This window comes from Siccibacter turicensis LMG 23730, from assembly GCF_000463155.2.
GTDB lineage: Bacteria > Pseudomonadota > Gammaproteobacteria > Enterobacterales > Enterobacteriaceae > Siccibacter > Siccibacter turicensis.
This window is the reverse complement of sequence record NZ_AWFZ01000042.1, coordinates 576,377-598,127: the sequence shown is the minus strand read 5'-3', so window position 1 is coordinate 598,127 and position 21,751 is coordinate 576,377. Positions and strand designations below refer to the sequence as shown.

General features: G+C 53.3%; 17 protein-coding genes and 1 pseudogene. 13 read left to right on the top strand and 5 right to left on the bottom strand.

Annotation, left to right across the window (positions count from 1 at the left end):
- The 13 genes and pseudogenes from DW58_RS14750 to DW58_RS14690 form a co-directional block, all read left to right on the top strand.
- Window positions 1-915: type VI secretion system Vgr family protein (locus DW58_RS14750; protein WP_029593055.1), on the top strand; the 915-nt coding region annotated here is incomplete at its 5' end.
- 9 nt (window positions 916-924) lie between these two features.
- A pseudogene (locus DW58_RS14745) lies at window positions 925-1,314 on the top strand (PAAR domain-containing protein); the annotation flags it as partial.
- Between the two features lie 61 nt (window positions 1,315-1,375).
- On the top strand, window positions 1,376-4,156 hold the full coding sequence (locus DW58_RS14740) for a glycoside hydrolase family protein (RefSeq protein ID WP_024549785.1): 2,781 nt from the start codon (window positions 1,376-1,378) through the stop codon (window positions 4,154-4,156).
- A 15-nt stretch (window positions 4,157-4,171) separates the two neighbouring features.
- Entirely contained in the window at window positions 4,172-5,017 is an 846-nt protein-coding gene (locus DW58_RS14735) for a hypothetical protein (protein WP_152525601.1), read from the top strand.
- 259 nt (window positions 5,018-5,276) lie between these two features.
- Window positions 5,277-5,948, top strand: a complete 672-nt coding sequence (locus DW58_RS14730; RefSeq protein ID WP_035886184.1) for a hypothetical protein — start codon at window positions 5,277-5,279, stop codon at window positions 5,946-5,948.
- Between the two features lie 117 nt (window positions 5,949-6,065).
- Entirely contained in the window at window positions 6,066-6,623 is a 558-nt protein-coding gene (locus tag DW58_RS20700; RefSeq protein WP_152525602.1) for a hypothetical protein, read from the top strand.
- Window positions 6,624-7,037: 414 nt separating this feature from the next.
- The gene (locus DW58_RS14720; RefSeq protein WP_024549782.1) at window positions 7,038-7,526 is read left to right on the top strand and encodes a hypothetical protein; all 489 of its coding nucleotides are present in this window, start codon (window positions 7,038-7,040) and stop codon (window positions 7,524-7,526) included.
- A gap of 160 nt (window positions 7,527-7,686) precedes the next feature.
- Complete coding sequence (locus tag DW58_RS14715) at window positions 7,687-8,601, top strand: DUF4123 domain-containing protein (protein WP_024549781.1); 915 nt, start codon at window positions 7,687-7,689, stop codon at window positions 8,599-8,601.
- Window positions 8,602-8,618: 17 nt separating this feature from the next.
- On the top strand, window positions 8,619-13,388 hold the full coding sequence (locus DW58_RS14710; protein WP_024562369.1) for a toxin C-terminal domain-containing protein: 4,770 nt from the start codon (window positions 8,619-8,621) through the stop codon (window positions 13,386-13,388).
- A 1-nt stretch (window position 13,389) separates the two neighbouring features.
- Window positions 13,390-13,842, top strand: coding sequence for a hypothetical protein (locus DW58_RS14705; protein ID WP_024549757.1), 453 nt, complete (start codon window positions 13,390-13,392; stop codon window positions 13,840-13,842).
- Between the two features lie 293 nt (window positions 13,843-14,135).
- Window positions 14,136-14,621, top strand: a complete 486-nt coding sequence (locus tag DW58_RS14700) for an Imm15 family immunity protein (protein WP_024549758.1) — start codon at window positions 14,136-14,138, stop codon at window positions 14,619-14,621.
- 175 nt (window positions 14,622-14,796) lie between these two features.
- A complete protein-coding gene (locus DW58_RS14695; RefSeq protein ID WP_024549759.1) occupies window positions 14,797-15,261 on the top strand; it encodes a hypothetical protein in 465 nt (154 codons plus the stop codon).
- A 164-nt stretch (window positions 15,262-15,425) separates the two neighbouring features.
- Window positions 15,426-16,379 carry a DKNYY domain-containing protein gene (locus tag DW58_RS14690; RefSeq protein ID WP_024549760.1) on the top strand — a complete coding sequence of 318 codons (954 nt, stop codon included), beginning with the start codon at window positions 15,426-15,428 and terminating at the stop codon, window positions 16,377-16,379.
- Window positions 16,380-16,511: 132 nt separating this feature from the next.
- Here DW58_RS14690 and DW58_RS14685 read toward each other — a convergent pair whose 3' ends face one another.
- The 5 genes from DW58_RS14685 to DW58_RS14665 form a co-directional block, all read right to left on the bottom strand.
- Entirely contained in the window at window positions 16,512-17,471 is a 960-nt protein-coding gene (locus DW58_RS14685; RefSeq protein ID WP_024562370.1) for a GlxA family transcriptional regulator, read from the bottom strand.
- 57 nt (window positions 17,472-17,528) lie between these two features.
- Window positions 17,529-18,305 carry an MBL fold metallo-hydrolase gene (locus DW58_RS14680; RefSeq protein WP_024549762.1) on the bottom strand — a complete coding sequence of 259 codons (777 nt, stop codon included), beginning with the start codon at window positions 18,303-18,305 and terminating at the stop codon, window positions 17,529-17,531.
- 161 nt (window positions 18,306-18,466) lie between these two features.
- Complete coding sequence (locus DW58_RS14675) at window positions 18,467-19,753, bottom strand: hypothetical protein (RefSeq protein WP_024549763.1); 1,287 nt, start codon at window positions 19,751-19,753, stop codon at window positions 18,467-18,469.
- A gap of 11 nt (window positions 19,754-19,764) precedes the next feature.
- Window positions 19,765-20,994, bottom strand: a complete 1,230-nt coding sequence (locus DW58_RS14670) for a hypothetical protein (RefSeq protein WP_024549764.1) — start codon at window positions 20,992-20,994, stop codon at window positions 19,765-19,767.
- Between the two features lie 114 nt (window positions 20,995-21,108).
- Window positions 21,109-21,750 (bottom strand): response regulator, encoded by a 642-nt coding sequence (locus tag DW58_RS14665; protein WP_024549765.1) that lies wholly within the window; start codon window positions 21,748-21,750, stop codon window positions 21,109-21,111.
- Window position 21,751: the final 1 nt, after the last annotated feature.

Below are 21,751 nucleotides of genomic sequence, written 5' to 3'. Positions count from 1 at the left end.
GGCCCGGCCGGGGAGGAGATTTACTGCGACAAATACGGACGCATCAAGGTGCAGTTCCCGTGGGACCGCTACGGAACGCAGAATGACCAGAGTTCGTGCTGGGTGCGGGTGAGCCAGGGCTGGGCGGGTGGCCAGTACGGCATGGTGGCCATCCCGCGCATCGGGCATGAGGTGGTGGTGAGCTTCCTCGAGGGTGACCCGGACCAGCCGATCGTCACCGGGCGCACCTACCATGCGACCAACCAGACGCCATACGTCCTGCCGGAACACAAGACCCGCACTACGCTGCGTACCGACACCCATAAAGGCGCGGGCTTCAACGAACTGCGCTTTGAGGATGAAGCCACGCGCGAGCAGATCTACCTGCGCGCCCAGAAAGACATGGATACCGAAATCTACAATATCCATCGTCAGAGCGTGGGCTGCGATCAACACCTGAGCGTAAAACAGGATCAGTATCAGCGCGTCGATCGCCACAGTCACCGCACTATCGGGCAGGACGACATCGAGCAGATTGGACAGGATCACCACCAGTCCATCGGGCGCAGCTTCTTCCAGAATATCGGTCAGTCGTTGAAACGCTTTATCGGCGGCGGCGTGGTCACGGCGATCGGCGGTAGCCGCCAGACCACGCTCTCTGGTTCGGAAGAGCTGCTGATCGGCGCGCACCAGCGGGTGCTGGTCAATACCGACAGCTATCTGAAAGCCACCGACATCGTGCTGGAAGCCGGGCAGTCCCTGACGATCAAAGCGCCGGGCGGCTTTATCAAAATTGACGGGGCAGGCATCACCATGGTGGGGGCGGTGGTGAAAATAAACGACGGCGGCGCGGGCGGTTCAGGCACCGCGCCGGTTTCCGTTGAGCCGGACGCGCCAGCGAAACCGACCCTGCCGGATGCGCCGGACAGACGCTAAGGAGAGATCATGCCAGCAGCAGCGCGATTAAATGATATCGGTAAAGGTCATGAGTGTTTTCCGGATACGCCCGTTATTGCGGGCAGTCCGGACGTCATTATCAACGGGCAACCGGCCGCGCGGGTAGGCGACGCGGTGGATCAGCACGGTTGCCCCTGTTCCGGCAGCCCGCATGGCGTCCATGGGCGAGCCATCGCGGCCGGATCCTCAAACGTGTTTTTTAACGGTAAAGCCGCGGCACGGCTCGGCGATGCCATCGACTGCGGCGGTAAAATTATTACCGGCAGCGGCGATGTGATTATCGGCGATACGCCGTGGCAATCCCCCTCCCATGACTGTGGAGAGCAGGCTGTGCTACGCGGCGCGCCGCTGCTGGCACTGACCCCGGCTCTCAATCCGGAAGAGCTGATTGAAAACGTAGCCCTTCTTTCACGCTGACAGGAAACAGAACGGAATCATTATGGAAACGCGCTACCCGATAAGGAAAGCGGACGGCAAGGATTTTGCCGGCCCGGATGAAGTGCTTGCTCTGCTTCGCAATGAAAAGCATGGGCAGTGGCTGGCAGGAAATAATGGTATGTGGCACGGCGGTATACATATCAGCCGCAACGCCGCACCCCAGGCGGTGATTTCAGCGGAAAGTCCGGAAGGGGCGATACCCATTCAGTGCATCGCGCAGGGCGAGATAGTCGCCTGGCGCATTCAGCAGGAGTATCACCAGCAGCCCTATGGCGAGGCGGTGGAGGGTGAAGAGCCTGTTATGCTGCAAAACTCCAGCGCGTTTGTGCTGGTGCGTTCCGTGCATAAGCCGGATGACAACCCGGCAACCTGGCTCACCTTTTACACCCTGTATATGCATCTGGCGCCGTTGAGCTGTTTCCCCAAAATGAAGATGTTCCAGGTCACGCAGCAAGGTAATGGCCTGAGTATGCGCCGGTACAGCGGCTCGGAAGAGCCAGGTCAACTGGCACCCGATTCCAGCGGCAGGCTTCGCGCGGGTGATAAGGTCGTGGTCACGGAAGAGATCACGTTTATGCTGCGTTCAAAAAAACGCGACCTGGCGGGACGCACGCCGCCAGACGTGCCATCCCCGTTTGGCCTGGCGCAGAAAGTCAAAGACGGCGTGCCGCAGGGCGAAAAATTCTGGACGTCGGCCCTGCCGCAGTATGTGGCCCCGCTCGGTGATAAATATGCGTATCTCCCCGACTGGATGGCAAAAGCCGTGGAGAGTGGAAGCCTGGATGCGGTGGTGATCCCACCCGAGCCGGTTGCCATTCGCGCCGGGGAAGCTATCGGTTTTCTGGCCCGCGATGACGCACCGGGCAAAGGCAGTGCCGTACTCAGCGACTGGTTTATGCATATTGAGGTGCTGAGTAACGACACCAACATGCCGGCTTTCCTGAACAATCCGGGACATCTGACTAAGGGCACGATGTACCTGGAGGTACAGGGAAATCAGCCGCTGTACTACTGCGAAGAGAAGGGCGACAAGAAAACCTTTACCGTAATGGATGTCACGACCAGTACGGATGCGGGAAAATTATTACGCCGCGATGATGCCAGCCCCTTTAAAGATGACGCGGGTATCACCTGGTATAAGCTCCGCCCTCATACCTGGATGAAACAGGATGCTGTGAAGGAGATTATCCAGCACGATCTGAAAGCCCTGCGGTTTACCCCGCTTCAGCAGGAGCCGGCAAAAGATTTTCAGCAGAGCCTGGGCGAACAATGGCTTGGCAAAGCGTTCAGTTTCATCGGCGGGGCCATTCATCCCGAAAGAGCGCTGGAAAGTCAGGAGCTTAGCGAATACTATTCGCAGATAGCGAAGGTGCTGGATGCTAATGGCGACGGCAAAATATCTTCAACGGAACTGGACCTGTACCGGTCCGCGGTGCTTCAGGGCTTACGGAACAGAAATGAGGAAGTTGAAATGCTGCTGCGCCGTCTCATCGTTAAGCACGAAAGCGAATGGTACGGTAAAAGCGCGCATCCGCGCTGGCAAGCGTTGCTCGCGTCGTTGCCGAAAGACGGGCAGGACTACGTAAAGAAATGGATTGATAACCATGAATGGATGAGCCAGGTTCCCGCCTTAGCGAAAGATGAAGCGCTGTGGCATTTTCATCCGGTGGAATTTATTGATGCAGTAATGCAAAAGAGAACTAAAGAAATCATCTTTCCATTTAAGGTTAAACCTAACAATGATATCAAAGGTAAATGGAAAAGTTACTATTGGGGAGCATCCTTGACCGATAATAATGCTTCGCAAGCGATATTTGGAAGAAATAGATCCAACGGGGCCAGGAAGCATGCTGCTCGTGATCTCTACTCCGAGCCTAATACTGAGATTGTTGCGATCAGCAATGGCATCGTAAAAAGCATTACTCACTATTATTATAGTACTTGGCAAATCACGATACAACATACAACTGGTGATGGTCGTCATTTCTATATAAGGTATGGAGAGGTTGACCCTAGAAGTATTAAGGTAAGTGTTGGTACATCTGTTTCACAAGGAGATGTCGTTGCAAAGACAGGCTTGATGATTAACCCTGCAACCGGTCACCATCCAAATATCATACCTGGTGAGACAGTATACATGCTTCACTTTGAATACTATCCAGGTCAAGAAAAAACGCCCCCACCAAACAATGTTCAAAATCCACCGTTTCAACGCCGTCAGGATTTATATGATCCACTTGAAATACTTCAAGAGGGCTATAGAAACACATTTGATAACGCAAAAGAGTCGGTTAGTGACCGAATAGCTATCAAAGATCTAATGCTTTCTGTTGAAGGGAAAAGATTCATTAAGGATTGGGAAGATTTTAAATCCGAAGCTTATAATGATTCAGAAGGCTTCTGTACCATTGGATATGGTCACTTAATTGCTAAGCAAAGATGTGAAAATATTCAGCTATCAGATGAATTTAAAGATGGAATAACAAAGGCGAAAGCTGATGAGTTATTTGAGTTGAGGCTTCCCAATTATATCAATGAGTTAAAAAAAGCTATTAGCGTTGATCTTTATCAACATGAATTTGATGCTTTGGTTAGTTTGTTATTCAATATGGGTTCAATGAGAAAAGCTCCGTTAATGAGAGACAAGCTAAACGCTGGAGATTATGAAGGAGCATCAAGTGAATTTCTGGATATCACGAATGGAGGTAGTGCTGGCCTTATAGCTCGGCGTAATAAAGAGCATAGTCTTTTTTTGACTGGTGTTTATGATTCCTCACATTAAAGGTCAGTGAAGTTTATGAAAAAATATTTTGGTCTAATCTGTGCGTTATGTTTCTTGTATTCAGGAATAGTGATAGCGAATAGTCCCACCGACGCCTCGCCATGGTTTTATGATAAGGTATCAAATGCAAATGTTTTAGGCAAAAGCGATCCGGTTTTCATTCATGAAACAGAAGAAAATTATAAAGATATTTCACTTGTTTTTGCCAAGCAAAATCTAACAATCACAAATAAAACATCAAAAAATAGTAATATTTGCTCAGTGGAATATGTGAGTATCAGAAAAACACTTTCTGCATACTTCATGTCAACTAAAACAACAAATCTCTACGAGGCTTTATATAAAAACAATGGTATTGCAATACCCACTGAAATCAATTTGATAACTTCAGTCAATCCTGATGATAGTTGCCCGTCACCATATGATGAAATCATAGCGATTGGTGATTATTTAACAATAATAGATCAAGACTATGTTATCTTCTTTAAGCAACTAAAAAGTGATAATGAGAAGAGTGATAGTTCGCGGAACAGCAATTTTCTCGATTTCTGTAGAAAAGAAAACTCCGACCGCATCTATGATGGGATAGATAGCTATACTTGTTTTTTCCCGAGCATGAGTATAGCGGATTCATATGAGTTATTGAGCAAATCTAGCCCTGACAAACAAGGGTTTTTAAGAGGCATGTTGCCGGAAAATGATGCAGAGTATGAACTGGATGGAAAGAAAATAAAGTATCATTGGGAAAGTGGTACTGTATTAAAATTAACGGTGACTGAAGATGGTGAAGCCGAAATTTATATATTCGACCAGCAAGCTTCAGGTGCGAATGTTGCGATTAAATATGAAGCGCAATATTAAAAATAATTTGACCATGCATTATTTTTAATTTCAGGGTGTTTATCCTGATAAATTTTGAGTCTGGACGGACTGACGAGGAAAACCAGACTTCTACAATGAAATTTTCGCTATGAATGTAATGATATTATAAGCAGAACTCGTCACCCAGCTTCACTTCGCTCGAGTTTATCACTGTGAATTAGATAGACCGCGAGCATAAGGCATTGTAAGTGGTATACAAGCTGTGTCGCGAAGTGGATTTCTATCCATTCATTAAGGGATGAATAATGAATTTTACTTCATACGGAACAATGATTTTAGTGTTATTAACCACTGTGTCATCCTTCGCTGGCGACGGATTGACGATAACAACTCTCAAGGTAGTCGGTGGTCTATCATCCGGAAAAATGATAAATATCAACTGCACTATATCAATATTAATAGTGAAGCCTATCGTAATAGCTCTCTTATTGAGCCGGACATTAATGAAAACAATATTTTCCTAAACCACAGTTCCAATGAAAGCGTCAGTTTAGTCATTGCGTACCCGCGTGATACCTGGATATATGAATTTTCAGGCGGCGCTACGCCATCCTTACGTTCTGCTTGCCGGGAAACGAAAATAACCTCGCCTGATGACATGCAGAGTATAGAAGTGATGACATTATGTGACAAGAGTATTGCTAAGAGTGTTTACCCCCTTACTGAAGTGAAAGGCGATGCTTTACTGCATGCAGACAATCTCCAGTTAAAAGAACCGGTCAAAAGCTTAATTAGTAGCGATAAAGCATTTTTACTTAATGATTCTGGCACCAACAAACCCAGAAGGCCCTACTTGATTAAAGGGGATGAAGTACTAATCGAAGCGTATAGCCATCCTCTAGTAAAGGTCAGTTATCAGTCGAAGGGCAAACGGGCTGTAGCCTGGCTTAACATTGCTGATATTTTATGACTGGATATATTTATTAAAATTTCAGTGATTTCGACCGTACCTTCATCCACAGGGTTATAACAACCCTGGATTAATGAAAGAAAGCATTGTCAGATGCTAACAAAGACGAATTTGCGCATGAAAAAAATTATCAAAGTACGCCTTAAGGCGTTATCACTTGTGATTCTTGCACCCTATCTTTTCATATCTGCTGCCCTTGCTGATGTTCGACTGGTGTCACCCTCTGGATCTGCGTTAATATTTTCGGATAAGAAAACAGAAAAAAATTATGATCGTAATGCATGGGGGCAATTATTTTATGAGGTCAAAGGAAAAAGAGTAAACCTTAGCATTGAGGGACGGTATTTTGTAGAAGACGGTAGCTCTCGTTTATCACCCTCTGGCAGATATTTTGTGGTGAATAGTGTCGCAGGTGGATATGTCGATATGTTTGATGGAAGGGGCGAGCAGTATGTTGATAAAGCTTACTGTAGTGTTATAGATATGCGCACGGGATGCATCATTAGTGACTGGGATGGTGAAGCCTGCGGATATGATTGGAAAAAGGATAGTGATGAACTTGCAAGTTCCGATGAGCCGAATGCTGAAAAGTTCGATTTTCTCACGTTTCGGCCTGATATTAATAAACCATATAAACAACTCTCATGGCTAGCTTTAAAAGAGGTTAATGGTTAGCTCCGCTGCGATCCGATCAGTAAAGATAATATAAGCACATGGCAACGGCTTGCTAAAGAGAACAAAGTCTCACAAAAAAATGTAGATTCAGTGATTGTTGATTTTATTAAAAGCCTGCGTCACTCTGCCACGATCTCAATGACAACATATCTACATTCACTACCGGATAATGCCAGCGCAACCCGTTCTTACTTAATTCCCGGCGACAACGTTAAAGTGATACAGACATCTAAAGATCAGCAGTGGTTACTGATAGGCTACATAACCACTAAAAGTCGGCCCTTGGCTGCATGGATCAAACGTGAATCCCTGCAGCCGTAATTATCTGTTACTTAATCAATTCAGTTTAATTCGGTGGGTGTTAAGAATGCCGTCCTCAACTAAATAAATGCTATCAGGGACAAAAGAAACGATATGCGCTGTTCTCTCTTAATTGCGACGCTATTGTCATACCCGCTGAGCACACTCGCTAGTCCTGAAGTGATACAGGGGCCATTCACAATTGATGCTGCCGACACCGTTTTCATTCAGCGCGAAACTGATAAAGATTATCCGTTAGGGCTTTATTGGCAAAGTGAGCGCGGCGTGGTCAGGGTAGATACATACCCCGTTGAGGGTGATGAACCAACGGTGGAGTCAGTCTTTTTCACGACCATTCAAAACAGAAAAAACGTCATTGTATTACTCTCGTGGCACCAGGTGCATCGTGCAGAGGGAATCAACGGCTATGCCTGGCAGGTTTACGGTTATATATATGAAAACCATACTCTTGTCAGTAATTCTTTAATCAATAACGATCCGCAACTTCGCGGCTTTGATGGTGAGTTGGGCGGTGCCGAGTCAGTTTTCAAATATAAAAACGCCGCCGCTATCAAGTCCCGGCTGCAACAACAATATCGATAGCATTTGCCAGACCAGATTACTTCAAAATAATTCGTCAGGCCTGTAACACAGGGGTTCATGTTCACCCCAGACAACATAATTTCAACCCTGGTTCGATACTACTACTCAAATATACTCAAAGCCGGCGGGATGCCGGAAATTTATTTTACGGAGTTGACCCGTGAATACTTCACACGCATTTCTTTTACACAGCATATCTACCCAGGCGCAGTGGCAGGAAAAACTTGCTCAGGGAGGCTGCTTCGTTATTGCCGAAGCCGCGACAAACAGCGCCGTTCCCGGTGTAGCGGAACGCTGGGGCGGCAGTCTGGAACACACCCGCCTTTACTGGGGGGAAACCGGCCGCGTTCATGCCTCGATCTCACCATACTGCTTCCCGGTCAACCCGGAGAACTGGGACGCGGTGCGCGAGCAACTGCTGACGCAGTACGGCTGGGGCATCGGTATTCAGCTCGACTGGTTTATGCGCGCCATGCCGGCGCAGGAGCAGCTTAAGGCGTTACAGAAGCATCTCCGGGAATGGAACACGGTGGTTACCCCCGCCGGAGAAGAAGCCATCTTACGCATCGGCGACTGGCGGGTCGTGAAGCCGCTGCTGGAGGCGAGCACCGTGCAGGAGGCCAGCGCATTTTATGGTCCGATCGGTACGTTCTGGCAGCTCACTCCGGAAGGCAGCGCGGAGAGCCTGACCTTAACCCGGCGTGAAAAGGTGGCCGTCGCCGCACCGCCGCGCACCCTCAGCGACGCGCAGTGGCTCGCGCTGCTCGGTCCATCTGAGCTGGATGTCTTTCAGCGTTATATCGCCCATCTGCGGGAATACCACGGGCGCTGGCGTGATGCTGACGACGACGCGGTGCTGGCGTTTACCCAGCAGCAGAGCGAGGCGGCGCAGCTGCGTGGATTTAATAGCGAGCGCGACATTGTTCGCTATCTGGCGCTGGCGACTGAACTGGAGCCCGCGTTTATCGATGCTGACTGGGCGCAGGTCATCCTCGGCCAACCGGAGTATATCGGTACGCAAAACCGCATGGATCGGCTGTTTGAGAAAGCGATTCAACACCTGGAAAATGCCTGAACGGAAAGGGATGTCACATGAGCGAGAACAAATCCGCTACGCTGGTCGAAAGTAACAAGGCCATCGAACAAAACTTCAGTACTGATAACAAGATCTCAGGCGGCTGTACCAAATGCGGCTGCGAAGTCCTCATCTATTACCACTACGATTCCGGAAAACCGGTACCCAACGCCCCCTTTGTACTGACCGACAGTAACGAAAAAAAGATTGAAGGTCGAACGGATGCCAACGGGCTCTGCTTTGTTCATGACATGGGCTGCGGCCCGTTCGAACTGCTGATGGAGGAGGGCTCAGACGAATTCACGCCGAAACAGACCGTCGCCAACAACCCGGTGCTGCAGAGCAATCCGGAGTATGCCCGTATCGCTGGCGAGTACTTCACGCTGTTTCTGATCCTGCGCAAGCAAGGGCTGATCGAATATGACGCGGATGACAGCAGCGACAGCGAGGTCGACGTCGATGAAAGCGGTATTTTCGGCAATCTGTTTACCTCCATCCCCGACGAGTACCGCAAAGCCTATACGCGTTTCTGGGAACTTGACCGCAAGATCAACCGCAGCAGCCCGGATCTCAAGCGCGCCGTTAACAAGATCCACCACAGCCTTGCCGCAGAAGTCGCCGATAAAGGCAACGACAACGCGGCGCTGCTGCTGTTCTGCGAAATAGCTCTCGGCTTTATTCCCGTGGTAGGCCAGGCGATGGACGTTTACGCCATCGGTGAGTGGGGCTACCACTCATACGAAACCCCGGCGCTGCTGAGCGACAATCTGCACATTGCCGATGGAGCGCTGTGCGTCATCGGTATCATCCCCGGCCTGGGGGATGCGCTTAAGGTCGCCGGACGCGCCATCATCAAAGCACTGCGCAAGTCAGACGCCAAATCTATTCAGTTCGCCATCAAAACCATCCGTAATCTTTCAGACGGCAACCTGATTAAAGGCTTGACCAGCATGCGCAGCAGCATCCGTGAGTACGGTGCGAAGGCGAAAAAGCTGCTGCAGGATATCCACGCCGCGCTGGTGAAGGTCATCGCCGAGTCGGCGGCGAAAGGCAACTGGATCGTCTCCCTGATGAAAGAGAGCTTCGACGCCATGGTGAAGGCGATGGGCGATCTGATCAAAAAATTCGACCAGGCGCTGGCGGAAATCGACAGCAAATTCAATGAATTCATCGGCAAAGTGATCACCCGGTTTACGGCGTCCTCCAAAACGAAAGGCAGCTACAAGGTCAAGGGGCCGGATGGTAAACCCCAGGCGATGGCTCCGCAAAATGCAGGCCGGAATGCGGACGAGGCGGCGGACAATACCGCAGCGAAACAGCGGGCCGCCGAGCAGGACCAGAAAACGAAACAGTGCACCACCAGATGCGACACAGAGGGTGAGCCGGTCGATATGGCGACCGGGGCGGTGGTTGACTGGCGGACCGATTTTGCGCTCGGTGGCCTGTTCCCGCTGGCGATGAAACGCTATTACCGCTCGGCGGGCGAGCGTCATCCGGGATTGTTGGGGCGGCTTTGGCGTAGCAACTGGGATATCAGCCTGACGCTGGAAAAGGGCCTGGTCAGGATGATGGACGGTGAATTTAACGAGGTCTGGTACGCGCTGCCGAACGAGGGGGAAATCCTCAAGGCCGAGTCGAATCCGGTGTGGCGGCTGACACGCTCCAACGGCGTGTTAACGATGATCCACCTCGATGGCATGCGTTATCAGTTTGAACACGCGCTCGGGAACCAGCTCTGCCTCACGGCAATGGAAGACCGGGCGGGTAATCGCGCCACCTTCCTGTGGGAACGCACGTGGCTGCGCTGGATTGCCTTGCCGGATAGCCGTCTGATCCACGTTGAGACCCGTCACCATCGCGTGACAGCGCTGACGCTTTGCGATGCCGCCCGCCATCCGCTTAAAAAGCTGGTGAGCTATCAGTATAACGACAGTGGCGACCTTACCGGCGTGCGTGCCGACGAAGGGCACAGCTTCGACTATCGATATTCGCCCGAAGGATGGCTGCTGCGCTGGAACGATCTGGCTCATACCTGGGTGGAACATTCCTATGACAAGCAGGGACGGGCGCTGAGCGATAACTGCGCCGGCGGCTACTGGTCGGGGCGGTTCAGTTATGACGACGATAACCTGACCAACCACTACCGCAGCGGATTTGGCGGCGTGATCAGCTACATCCGCGATGAGCGGAATAACATCCTGATTCGCCGCACGCCCGACGGTGGTGAAGAGAAAAGAGAGTGGGTTAATAACCAGCTGGTCGCGCAAATCGATCCTCTCGGTAACCGCACGGAATTCACGCGTAACGACTGGGGCCAGATTGTCGAAGTGAAACGTCCAGACGGGGCGGTATATCGCTACGATTATGATGAGCAGGGGCAGCTGCTGGGCTGGGTCGATCCGCTGGGCAATGTCTGGCGCTACACCCGCAACGCGCTGGGGCAGGTGGAGACCGCCAGCGATCCTGAAGGACGCGCCTGGTACTATGCCTGGAACGAACAGGGGCTTCTGGCCGCGGCCACCGCGCCAGACGGCAGCGTGCAGCGCTACGTCTACGATCGGCGCGGCCTGCTTGAGCGACTGGTACCGGATCGCGCACCACCGGCAAGCTTCTTCTATGACAGTCAGGATCGCCTGACCGAGCGCCATATCGCCCATGAAAGCGGGACGCAGATCCGCCGCTGGGAGTATCACGGTTCGCGCACGACACCGGCCACCGTCATTTATGAAGACGGTACCTCAACCCGCTTTAGCTACGACATCGAAGGCAATCTCACCGCGGTGCAGGATGCGCTCGGGCAGACGCACCTTCTGCGTTATGGCGCGTTCGATAACCTGCTGGAAGCCACCGACCCGCTGGGCGCGACCGTGCGCTATCACTATAACGCCGAAGCGGAGTTTGCCGGGGTTACCAACAGCCAGGGCAAGACGTGGTCTTACCGGTTCGACACCTGCGGGCGACTGTGTGAAGAGAAGCACTATGATGGCCGCGTCTACCGTTATGAGTATGACCTTGCCGGGCAGCTTACCCGGCGTTACGCACCGGATGGCAGTACACAGGTATATCAGTACGATGTGGCAGGGCAGCTGACGCAGATTGCCGCGCTGCGCGCCAACGGTGACAGCGAGGGCATCACGACGTTCGGCTACGATCTTGCCGGCAGGCTGATCAAAGCCGCTGGCCCGGATGCGCTGGTGGAGTACCGCTGGAGCCCGGCCGGGCATATCGTCAGCGAGAGCATCAACGGCGCGGAAGTGCGCTCCGGCTACGATGAAGCCGGGCAACGCGCGGTGGTGGAGGGGCTGCTCGCCTCGCTCGGTCTCAGCTGGCAGCACGGGCGCCTGGCTACGCTGAGTATCGGCGAACATCAGCCGCTGTCGTTCAGCCACAACGCACAGGGATATGAACAGCAGCGCAGTAACGGCCAGGGGTTCGCCCTGCGGCACGAGTGGACGCCGACCGGATTATTGACGCGTCAGAAGCTGGAGACGGACGGCGGGCAGGTCAGCGATACGCTTGAGCGCCGCTATCAGTATGATGCCCTTGACCGGCTGACCGGGATCAGCGACAGCCACTGGGGCGACCAGGCGTTTCGCCTCAACGGTACCGGGCAGATCACCGCCGAACGCCGCGATAAAAACCGGGAACGCCAGGCGCGTCTGTTTGGCTACGACAGCGAGCAGAACCTGTGCGACGTGGCCTCTCTCGCACCGGGCGCCACGCGTCAGGACGCCGTCACCGAAACCGCACAGTATGATGTCGCGGGACGCATCATCCGGCGCGGGGACAGCGTTTATCAGTACGATGACTGCGGCCGTCTGGTGATGAAGCGCCGCACGCCGGCCGGATTTCGTCCGCAGGAGACGCGCTACGAGTGGAACGTTCACGACCGGCTGGTGCGTATTCAGCTCCCCGACGGCGCGCGCTGGCGCTACCGCTACGATCCGTTCGGGCGGCGCGTCAGTAAGGCACGCGAGGGCAATGTGCCTTCGGCGCAGGCCATGGCCCGCATCGACTACCGCTGGGACGGTGACCAGCTGGTCGGGCAGCAACATTACCTCGCCGACGGCAGCGCGGCCCGCCAGCTGCAGTGGGTGTACGAGCCGGGAAGCTTCCGCCCGCTGGCGCAACTGGATGCGCAGGGTGAACGTTCGCAGCTGCACTACATCGTTACCGATCTCACCGGCACCGCGCGCGAACTCTGTAGCGAAGAAGGGGAAGTCCACTGGCGCGGCGAGCAGCAGCTGTGGGGCGCCCACCGCGAAGCCCGCAAACCTATGGCGCTGCGGCGCTATCTGGGCGACGCCGCCAACGAGGAAACGAGCTGCGACCTGCGCTACCCCGGCCAGTTGTACGACGCGGAAAGCGGGTTATACTACAACCGCCATCGCTACTACGATCCGGAGGCCGGGCAGTATATCTCCCCGGACCCGATAGGGCTGGCGGGTGGTATCAGGCCGCAGGGATATGTGCATAACCCGCTGGAGTGGGTAGATCCGCTGGGGTTGAGTACTAATAAATGTTCGCAACCAGATAATGCTAATGTAACCAAGTTAAGCCATAAGGAAAAAGCATCAGAGCTAGGTTACTCAAAAGTTAATGAACGTTCGCATGGGCAGCCTGTTTTTGTAAATAATAAAGCTCCCAGAGAATTACGTTACATTACACCTGATGTAGATAAACATAATGGTGGATTTTGGAAAGCTGCAGACAGTATAAAAAGCCTAGGTAGTAGAAGGACTAGAACAGGCACCTTTGATGAGAATTTAATAAAAATAGGTGATTGATATGAAGCTTTCGTACAGAATAACAAAATATAAAGATAAGCATGATGATGATTGCTATTATAGCCATGCTCAAGAATGGAGTAGTTTTTTTGATGTAGGATCTAAGGTAAGCCTGCAGGAATATATCGCCGTAGAGGATTCATATATTGATTTTTTGATAGCTGCGTGCAGGTATTATCAAGTTACAAGTTTGCAGATTGTAGGGCTGGAGGTTTATGAATCGACGGAATATAAAGATATGTCGATTGTAGACATAGACAGTGTGCCACAAGTTGTTAGGGATATACTCCGCGAGAAGATTTGGGCTAAATTAGTAGCGCCATACCTTGAATTTCACTTTGGCTATGATTTTTATATGTATTTTTTATGTGAGGATAATAAAGAGATGTTCATTTCGACCGTTGATACACCTTTAACAGTAGATGCTTATATCTCACCCTACCTTACAAATTAGTTATTTTTATTAGCTATGCAGTGCTTTTTTAACTCAGACTGGGCGACGTCTCCAATATGTAAGAGCAGCACGACCAGCGCTCCCCTTTCATTTCACATCTCCGGAATGATAGGCGCATTGCTTCAGGCCGCAGGGCGCGTGCATAGCCAGTGGCACGCTCATCAAGCTAAACCGGAAAAAGGAAAACATCCAGCATTAAATCAGGATGGTTCGGCTCATGATGGTCCTCCATCTTTTTCAAAGAAAACACTTAAATGGTTAAAAGGTCATGGATGGGATGTGGATGATTGGTTATGATTGATTTTGATAAAGAAATGCAGAAACTTATAAAGAAAGAAGGGTTAGACGATCCATCTATCTTCTTTGCTGATTACGATACCTTCGAAGAAATACCATTGTTTTCAAGATGGAAAAATATTTCTTTCCTCTCACCTATGTCATTTAATGAGAAAAATAAAGTTTTAATAAAAACAGGGCTTGAGTTAATTCATAATAGTAACAATTGCGAATGCAATGATATTGATGATTACTTTATTTGCCTTAGTTTGACTAATTGGGATGACTACGAAGAGATAAATTGCCTGACACCTAATATATATATATCCCGAAGAAAAGAGTGGCTGCTCTCTAACTTAAAGCTTCGAGAGACACAAACCATTGAGGAAAATATAATTAGAGAGTATTTATTTTCTCTAGGGTTGTCTGATCGTAAAGTGTTTATTTCTGAGGGTTTTAGTGAAAATAAAAGAGTGTATATAGCGCACAATTCTATGTGTTAATGTTGATGCCGGGATAAAATCAAATGCCCCGGCTTTTAATTACCTAAGACTTCTGCTTACCTAGGCCAGCCAGGTTGCTTTTGTAAACATGTTCTATAACTATATCCATAGTTGAGCGGATGTTCGATTTTACTCTTTGATTATAGTGCTTGTGAAATGGGAATGGATAACAAACATGCCTGATATTTTTGAAAATAAAAGAAAGCTTTTGTACCGTAAAGCTCAGAATAACGTTAAGCTACCTCAGCTTCACCTTAAGTTAAAACGTCTTTTAGTCGACGAAGAGGTGTATTTGTTTTTAAGCCTGTCTGAAACCGACGGGTTAATTAATTACCTGTCAAAAAATAACGTTAAATTTCACGAGCGTTGCTGTTTTTCAAATTTAAAAGACGCATGGGGATATATTAACAAAAAAGTTTATGGCAGCAATTGTTATCTTTATGTCGACACAGACTGGAAGTATTGTGGTGCCGTGGCGCTCGAGAAAGGATTTGTTCTTTCTGATGGCTTCGATTTTGACGAGGTCATCTGCGACGAACTGCGTTTCTTCTCAAGGGAGGCAAAGAGAATTACAACGGTTGATTACAGTCACTCCAAAAACGATGACACTTACACCTGTACTTTCACCGAATATCAATGATTAAGGTGGGGTTAGCAAACCAAATAATCAGGATATAATAAATAACATTATTCCCCCTACAACAAACTCCACACTACGTACCCATCACGCTTTCGTTGCACATTAGCTATTTTCATCAACGGAACTACACCAGCAATATAACTATTAATGGATAAGGACATATCATGAAGAGCAATCCCCTTTATTTCGCGCTTACCCTGACGTGCGCAGCAGCTACACAAGCAGCCGTCGCTAACGATGGCGTTACCGCTCCGTGGAAAAATCTCTCTGGCAACGTTGTCTACCAGCCACATGAAAACAGTACTCCACGCATTCTGGAAGGGGCAGATGCGAATGCTTTCTCTGCGATTTATACCGGTGGCGATATCAATATCGCGCAGTCGCAGGGGCATTTTTATTGCAATGAGCAGACGTTGCCAGAGGGCTTTGATCCCAACTCTGCTACCGTGAGCGAAAGTTTCCTGTTTTCGAATGTCGGCTCATTCGTCAGCTGCGAAAAAACTGCCGTCCCCCTTGATGGGGAACACTTCCACGCGCTCGATTTTCCGTACTACAGCGATGGTAAGGTCATCGTAACCATCAGCGGCAGCCTTGTTGAAGGAGCCGATCCCGCCACCTTCACGGTACTGGAACAAAACCAGGGTAAAGATAAAGCGCACTATTTTTTTAACGCTGGCGAAGACGTGGTACTGCCCGTCAAAAAGTCTGCCAAAGCGTTCTCACCGTGCTACGGCTGGGCAAATGTAGATGGAACGCTTTATTACGAAGGGATCAGGCAACCCCAGGCTGATGCCGCGACCTTCCGTTGTTTCTCCTTCACCACAGCGGCAGATAAACATGGATTCTACAGCGGGGGAGGGAAGCATTTAACGCGCATTCCTGAGGATGCATCATTAAACAAGCTTAAGGCGATCGAGGAGAGCGTGTTTACCGACGGAAAATACGTGTGGTTCGTATCGGCCACCGGGATGTTACTCGAAGGGCTGGATGCGAAGCGGATCAAAATAGACGATGTCATGGGCGATAAAGAGATAACTGATGGCACCATAACCTGGCAGTGTCCTTCAATGGGAATAACCGGTGAAGCGCGTTGTGAGAAAGTTATCCCGGATGCCTGATGCGTTTTCCTTAACCTGACACCATCTCCCTTTCACGGCCCGCTTTACACAGCGGGCCTGTGCCATAACGCCAGCCAGCACGTCCTTATTTTCTACCCCCTCAAATCACCCCAAACCCCACACTACACCCCTCTACACGCTCCCGCGCCCCCGAAACGTACGTCGCCATTCGCCGGGGCTGACGCCGAACCGGGTTTTGAAACTTTGCCTGAACGATACCGGCGAGTGAAAGCCTGCCAGTTCGGCGACCGCCTCGACGCTGTTATCGGTGGATTCGAGCAGCTCCTGGCTGCGCTGCAGGCGCTCGGCGTTGAGCCAGTCGCCCACGCTCATGCCGGTGGCTTTCTGAAAATGGCGGGTGAAGGTGCGACGGCTCATGTTGACGGTGCGCGCCAGCGAGTCGAGATCGTGGGTCTGGTGCAGATTGCGGCGCAGGAAGTCGAGCAGGGTGTTGATCTGCGCATCGCGCGTCGTCTCCGGCACCGGACGCTCGATAAACTGCGCCTGCCCGCCGTCGCGGTAGGGCGGCATCACCATCCTGCGCGCCACGCGGTTGGCCAGCGCGCTGCCGCAGTGCTTACGCACCAGGTAGAGGCAGCAGTCGATCCCCGCCGCGGTTCCCGCCGAGGTGATCAGCCGGTCATCGTCGATATAGAGCGCATTGGTGTCGAGCTGCACCTCGGGAAAACGCGTGCTGAAGTCCCGTTCATATTCCCAGTGGGTGGCCGCGCGGCGTTGCGTCAGCAGGCCCGCCCACGCCAGCACATAGGTACCAAGGCACAGGCCAACCACTTCCGCGCCGCGCTGCCAGGCGGCATTCAGCGCGGCGATCAGCGCCCCGGAAGGGGGCTGCGCCGGGTCCGCCCAGAACGGCACAATCACAATGTCCGCGTGGTCGAGAGCCTCTAATCCCTGGTCCACCTCAATCACCATTCCGAGATCCGACTCGACCCGGCCCGGCTGGTCGGCACAAAGCTGCAGCGCAAAGCATCCGGGGTCGGTCATCGTCTCGCCAAAGATGATGCAGGGTACGGAGAAGTGAAACGGGCTGAATCCGGGGGTGGCAACCACCGCTACGTTAAGGACGCTCATCGGGTTTCCTGTCTGAGGGTAAAAAGCCCCGGCGCGAGGCCAGGGCTTACAGTATGGCTAAAAATGGCAGCTTTCGCCGTCCGCCGGGATCGCCACCCGGTCTGCGATGCCGTGGGCGTTAACATACTCCCGCAGCTCTGCCCGGCTAAGCAAGCAGTGGTTTACCGCTTCCATATGCGAGGCGACGATCGTGGCCCGCGGCAGCGCCTGAGCGGTACGCAGCACGTCCTCTTTCCCCATAATGATCGCCCCAATGTCGTCCACCTGGGCAAATCCGGCATTCAGTACCACCACATCCGGCTGCCAGCGGGCCAGACTCTGGGCATACGTATCGACCCAGATAGTGTCTCCGGCAATATAGAGGGTTTTCTCATCCGGATGCTGGAACACGAGGCCACAGGCATCACCCAGCAAGGCCGCCATTTCCGGTATCGCATACGCGGCATCGCTGCCGTGCTGCCCGTCAGTTTTAGACAGCGAAATGCCGGCAATCAGGTTGCTGTCCTGGAGCGGCTCAACGCGGGTAAACCCCTGGCTGCGGATCAGCGCCGCGTCGCTCTCGTTTTGGGTGTAAATCTGCATCGCTTTCGGGATAACCGCGCTGGCAGCCTCGTCCCAGTGATCGCGATGGGTGTGGGTCACGATAATCGCGTCTACATCCAGCAGCGTTTCAACCGGTAAGGGCAGGGCGACGAGCGGATTACGCAGATGGGATCGCGCGGTGCCGGGGAAGCCGTCCCAGGCCTCTTTATCAGTGAGCATAGGGTCAATAAGAAAACGGGTGCCGGCATACTTCAGCAGTAAGGTGGCGTTGCGGATCTGGGTCAGTTTCATCATCACTCCGGGATGCGTTAGTGGAAGTGATGCCAGTGTACGGGGGCTGCGGCTGCTGCGTGAGTAGCCTGATGGTCAATAAACGATGGAATCGGGCCACAATCAAACGTGACATATCAGCGCAAAACCCCTGGGCATCTGCCCAGGGAGTTAAATCAAACTTAATTTACCTGGCCTGGATGGGAGGCAACCGGGGGTTCGTTACCGTTGCGCAGCGTACCGGCAATCACGTAGCCCTGTTCCATGCGGATCAGCTGTTCTGGCTGCACGTAGTGGCCAGATGTCAGCAGGATCTCGGATTCTACGTCGGTCATATGCTCGGCCGGATCGTCGTTTAACGCCTGGCCGAGGGCCGTCACGCTGACCCCTGCGGCGCCTTCGGTTTTAAGCATAAATAAAAGTGAGGTTGCGCCTTCGGGGTTATTTTCCAGCGCGCGTAACGCATCGCGCCGCAGGCACTCATCCTTAATGCTGTTGGTGGTGAGATCGATGGTGTAGAGCGGCTCGCCCATCGAATGCTCCTGCTGCTGGGTGGCAAAGTTCTCGGCAATCTCATAGTCGCCGCTGGTGCTGCAGAAGCCGTTGAAGCGCAGGTTCTCGCCGTTGAGCAGGGCGCTGACGATGCGGTCGCCCTCAAACACGCCGTCGTGACCGATGCCGGACTGGCCACGCATCAGCGGGACGCCGGAGAGGCGCGGCGCGGTATCAATAAACTGCATCAGGGAGGAGACCGGCCCGGCGAGGGTGTCCGGAATGCGGGTGCGCAGCTGGTCAATCACCGCATTGGCATTTCGCTCGTGCTCCTCTTCATCGACCGCATCATACGAGCTGGGATAGAGAAAGAAATCCGACGCGAACTGGTGCAAAAACTCCTGAACCTCTTCCGGGTCGCGGAACTTGTCGTTGCGGCTGGTCAGGTAATGGGTCAGATCCTGATAGCCCATGGCGGCAATGTTCATCATCACAAAATCACCGGCGTGGGCCGCGCGATAGTGTTCCAGCGCAGCCGCCAGGCTCTTTTTTTGCTCCGGCGGGAGATGCGCCGCCATGGCCGCACTGCGCTGGTCGAGCAGGGCATGGGTCGACTCGATGGTGAACTTATCCATGCTGCTGATGCGTTCCAGATCCACCCCGGCATGCCGGGCGAGGGCTTCGCTCTCGGTGCGGATCCGCTCTGCGTGAGCCGGGTTGATGGCGAGGCGGGCACGCTGCTGGATCTGACGCGAGCGCCCGTCGCTGAAGGCCGAGCAAAACCCGCTGCTGTTGAGCGGACGCGTGGTGACGGGCTGGCCGTGGATCCGCACCGTATGGTGGCCTGGCGCCATCGCGCCGGGCGCCCGGGCCTGCGCCGTGTGTGCCGTGGCCTGCGTGTTGTGTGCCAGAGGCGCGACCGCGTGAGCCGCAGGGTTGTAGAGGTGCGGGGCGTAGTGGTTGTTGTTAACGGGCAAGGTACATCTCCTCAGGTAAGTGACGTGCCGGCGTCGCGCGCATAGCGCAGGGCGCCCACGGCAATAAAACCGTCATCGTGACGGATAAGCTGTTGGGGTATGAAAATGTGTCCCGGCGCGAGCAGGATCTCGTTCTCCTGGCCGGTGATGTGGCCCTGCCCGATATGCGGGTTCAGCGCCTGTTCGGTGGCGTTGACGCTGACGCCCGCGGCGTTTTCCGGGCGGATCAGGTAGAGCAGAGAGCGGCGGGCATCGTCGCACTCGCCGTTATCCAGCGCCTGCAACGCGTCCCGGCGCAGCACTTCATTGCGCGCCTCGTTTTGGGTATCGGAGAAATCGATGGTATAGAGCGGGGTGCCGAAGCCGGTGCTGCTGAGCTTGCCGGTAAAGTCCATGGCCGCCTCGTAGCTTGCGGTGGTGCTGAGGAAGCTGTTGAAGTGCAGACTTTCGCCGCGCAGCATGGCGCGCAGGGTATTATCCAGCGAGCGCAGCGGATTATCGCCCCCGCCGGACCCGCGCATTAACGGCACGTTCGACAGCCGCGGCGCCTGATGGAGATAGTCGGTTAAGGTCCGCGCCTGCTCCGGCAGCAACCCTTCCAGACGGCTGCGCACATCGTCTATCGCCTCCTCTTCATCGCTCTCATACCCGCTCAGGCAGTTGTAGCGCGTGGCGAATTCATGGACGAACGCCTGCATATGCTCCTCTTCGTCGCGGTCGGGATCGATGCTGTGCAAATAGCTGCGCAGGTCGGGAAAGCCCATGGCGCTGATGCTCATCAGCACGTGGCCGCCATCGGTGCTGCGGTAGTCGTCGAGCGCGGCGTTGATGTCGCGGTGCTGACGCGGGTCGGTGCGCTGCAGCGCCGCGCGGGCCGCCTGCTGCGTGATGTGATTGAGCGTCGGAAACGCGTCCAGCGCCATGGTCCGGATGCGCGCCACATCGTTGGCGGCGGCGTCGCGCAGCTGAGGGTCGCTCAACACCTGGCGGGCAAACGCCGGGTTGATCCCCAGCTGGCTGAGGTGATGAACGCGGGCGCTGTGGCCGTTCCTGAACGACGAAACAAACCCTGACTGGTTCAGGGGCGTTACCGGCACCGCATGCGGGCCGATGCGTCGGGCGCCACTTCCGGCGGGTGCCGGACGCGAGGTTGCCGCTTCACCGGCCGTCGGGGCGGTACGCTGCTGGGGGTGAAGCAGCGCGGGAGTGTGCCTGGCGGCGGAATGAATGCCAGAGGGCATAGCCTGGATCCTCAGAATATAGGGGAATATCCGTGAGTGGTCAGGAAAGCGGAAGGGTTCCCGCGCGGCGAATAAAACCGGCTGCGCGCGGGAAGAGGGCGTAGCCGCGACGGGTCAGCGCACCAGGTTATGGCTCAGGGAGTATTTGACGATATCGGCGTTGGTGGTGAACTTCATGCGCTTCATCATGCGCGATTTGTAGGTGCTGACGGTCTTATTGCTGATCGCCAGCGTATCGGCGATGGCGTTGATGGTCTCACCGTGCGCCAGCATGATCATGATCTGCCGCTCGCGCATCGTCAGGCTTTCATGGGCCGCGCGGTTGTTGCCGTGATAGTCGGAGAAGACAATCTCCTGGGCGAGATCGTGGTCGATATAGCGCGCCCCGCGGGCCACGGTGCGGATCGCTTTCAGCAGCGCCTCGGGCGGCTTGTCTTTAGTGATATAGCCCAGCGCGCCGCTGCCCAGCACCCGGCGGGCGATCTGTGGCTCGTTGTACATGCTCAGCACCAGAATGCGCAGATCGGGATACTGGGGGGTAATGCGGTGAATCAGGTCCTCGCCGCTGATGCCCGGCATGGAGAGGTCCAGCAGCAGCAGGCTGACCTCATGATGACGCAGCCGCTCCAGCACCTGGCTGCCGTCCGGGGCTTCACACACCACTTCTATTGCCTCATCAAGGGCAAATATTTGCTTCAGGCCTTCACGCATAATGGCGTGATCTTCGGCAATCATCAGGCGTATCCGCTCTTCCATC

What these genes read in the sequence shown, in the direction of transcription:
- DW58_RS14740 (WP_024549785.1), top strand. Translation starts at nt 1,376, where the DNA reads ATGGAAACGCGCTACCCGATAAGGAAAGCGGACGGCAAGGATTTTGCC.
- DW58_RS14735 (WP_152525601.1), top strand. Translation starts at nt 4,172, where the DNA reads ATGAAAAAATATTTTGGTCTAATCTGTGCGTTATGTTTCTTGTATTCA.
- DW58_RS14730 (WP_035886184.1), top strand. Translation starts at nt 5,277, where the DNA reads ATGAATAATGAATTTTACTTCATACGGAACAATGATTTTAGTGTTATT.
- DW58_RS20700 (WP_152525602.1), top strand. Translation starts at nt 6,066, where the DNA reads ATGAAAAAAATTATCAAAGTACGCCTTAAGGCGTTATCACTTGTGATT.
- DW58_RS14720 (WP_024549782.1), top strand. Translation starts at nt 7,038, where the DNA reads ATGCGCTGTTCTCTCTTAATTGCGACGCTATTGTCATACCCGCTGAGC.
- DW58_RS14710 (WP_024562369.1), top strand. Translation starts at nt 8,619, where the DNA reads ATGAGCGAGAACAAATCCGCTACGCTGGTCGAAAGTAACAAGGCCATC.
- DW58_RS14705 (WP_024549757.1), top strand. Translation starts at nt 13,390, where the DNA reads ATGAAGCTTTCGTACAGAATAACAAAATATAAAGATAAGCATGATGAT.
- DW58_RS14700 (WP_024549758.1), top strand. Translation starts at nt 14,136, where the DNA reads ATGATTGATTTTGATAAAGAAATGCAGAAACTTATAAAGAAAGAAGGG.
- DW58_RS14695 (WP_024549759.1), top strand. Translation starts at nt 14,797, where the DNA reads ATGCCTGATATTTTTGAAAATAAAAGAAAGCTTTTGTACCGTAAAGCT.
- DW58_RS14690 (WP_024549760.1), top strand. Translation starts at nt 15,426, where the DNA reads ATGAAGAGCAATCCCCTTTATTTCGCGCTTACCCTGACGTGCGCAGCA.
- DW58_RS14685 (WP_024562370.1), bottom strand. Translation starts at nt 17,471, where the DNA reads ATGAGCGTCCTTAACGTAGCGGTGGTTGCCACCCCCGGATTCAGCCCG.
- DW58_RS14680 (WP_024549762.1), bottom strand. Translation starts at nt 18,305, where the DNA reads ATGAAACTGACCCAGATCCGCAACGCCACCTTACTGCTGAAGTATGCC.
- DW58_RS14670 (WP_024549764.1), bottom strand. Translation starts at nt 20,994, where the DNA reads ATGCCCTCTGGCATTCATTCCGCCGCCAGGCACACTCCCGCGCTGCTT.
- DW58_RS14665 (WP_024549765.1), bottom strand. Translation starts at nt 21,750, where the DNA reads ATGGAAGAGCGGATACGCCTGATGATTGCCGAAGATCACGCCATTATG.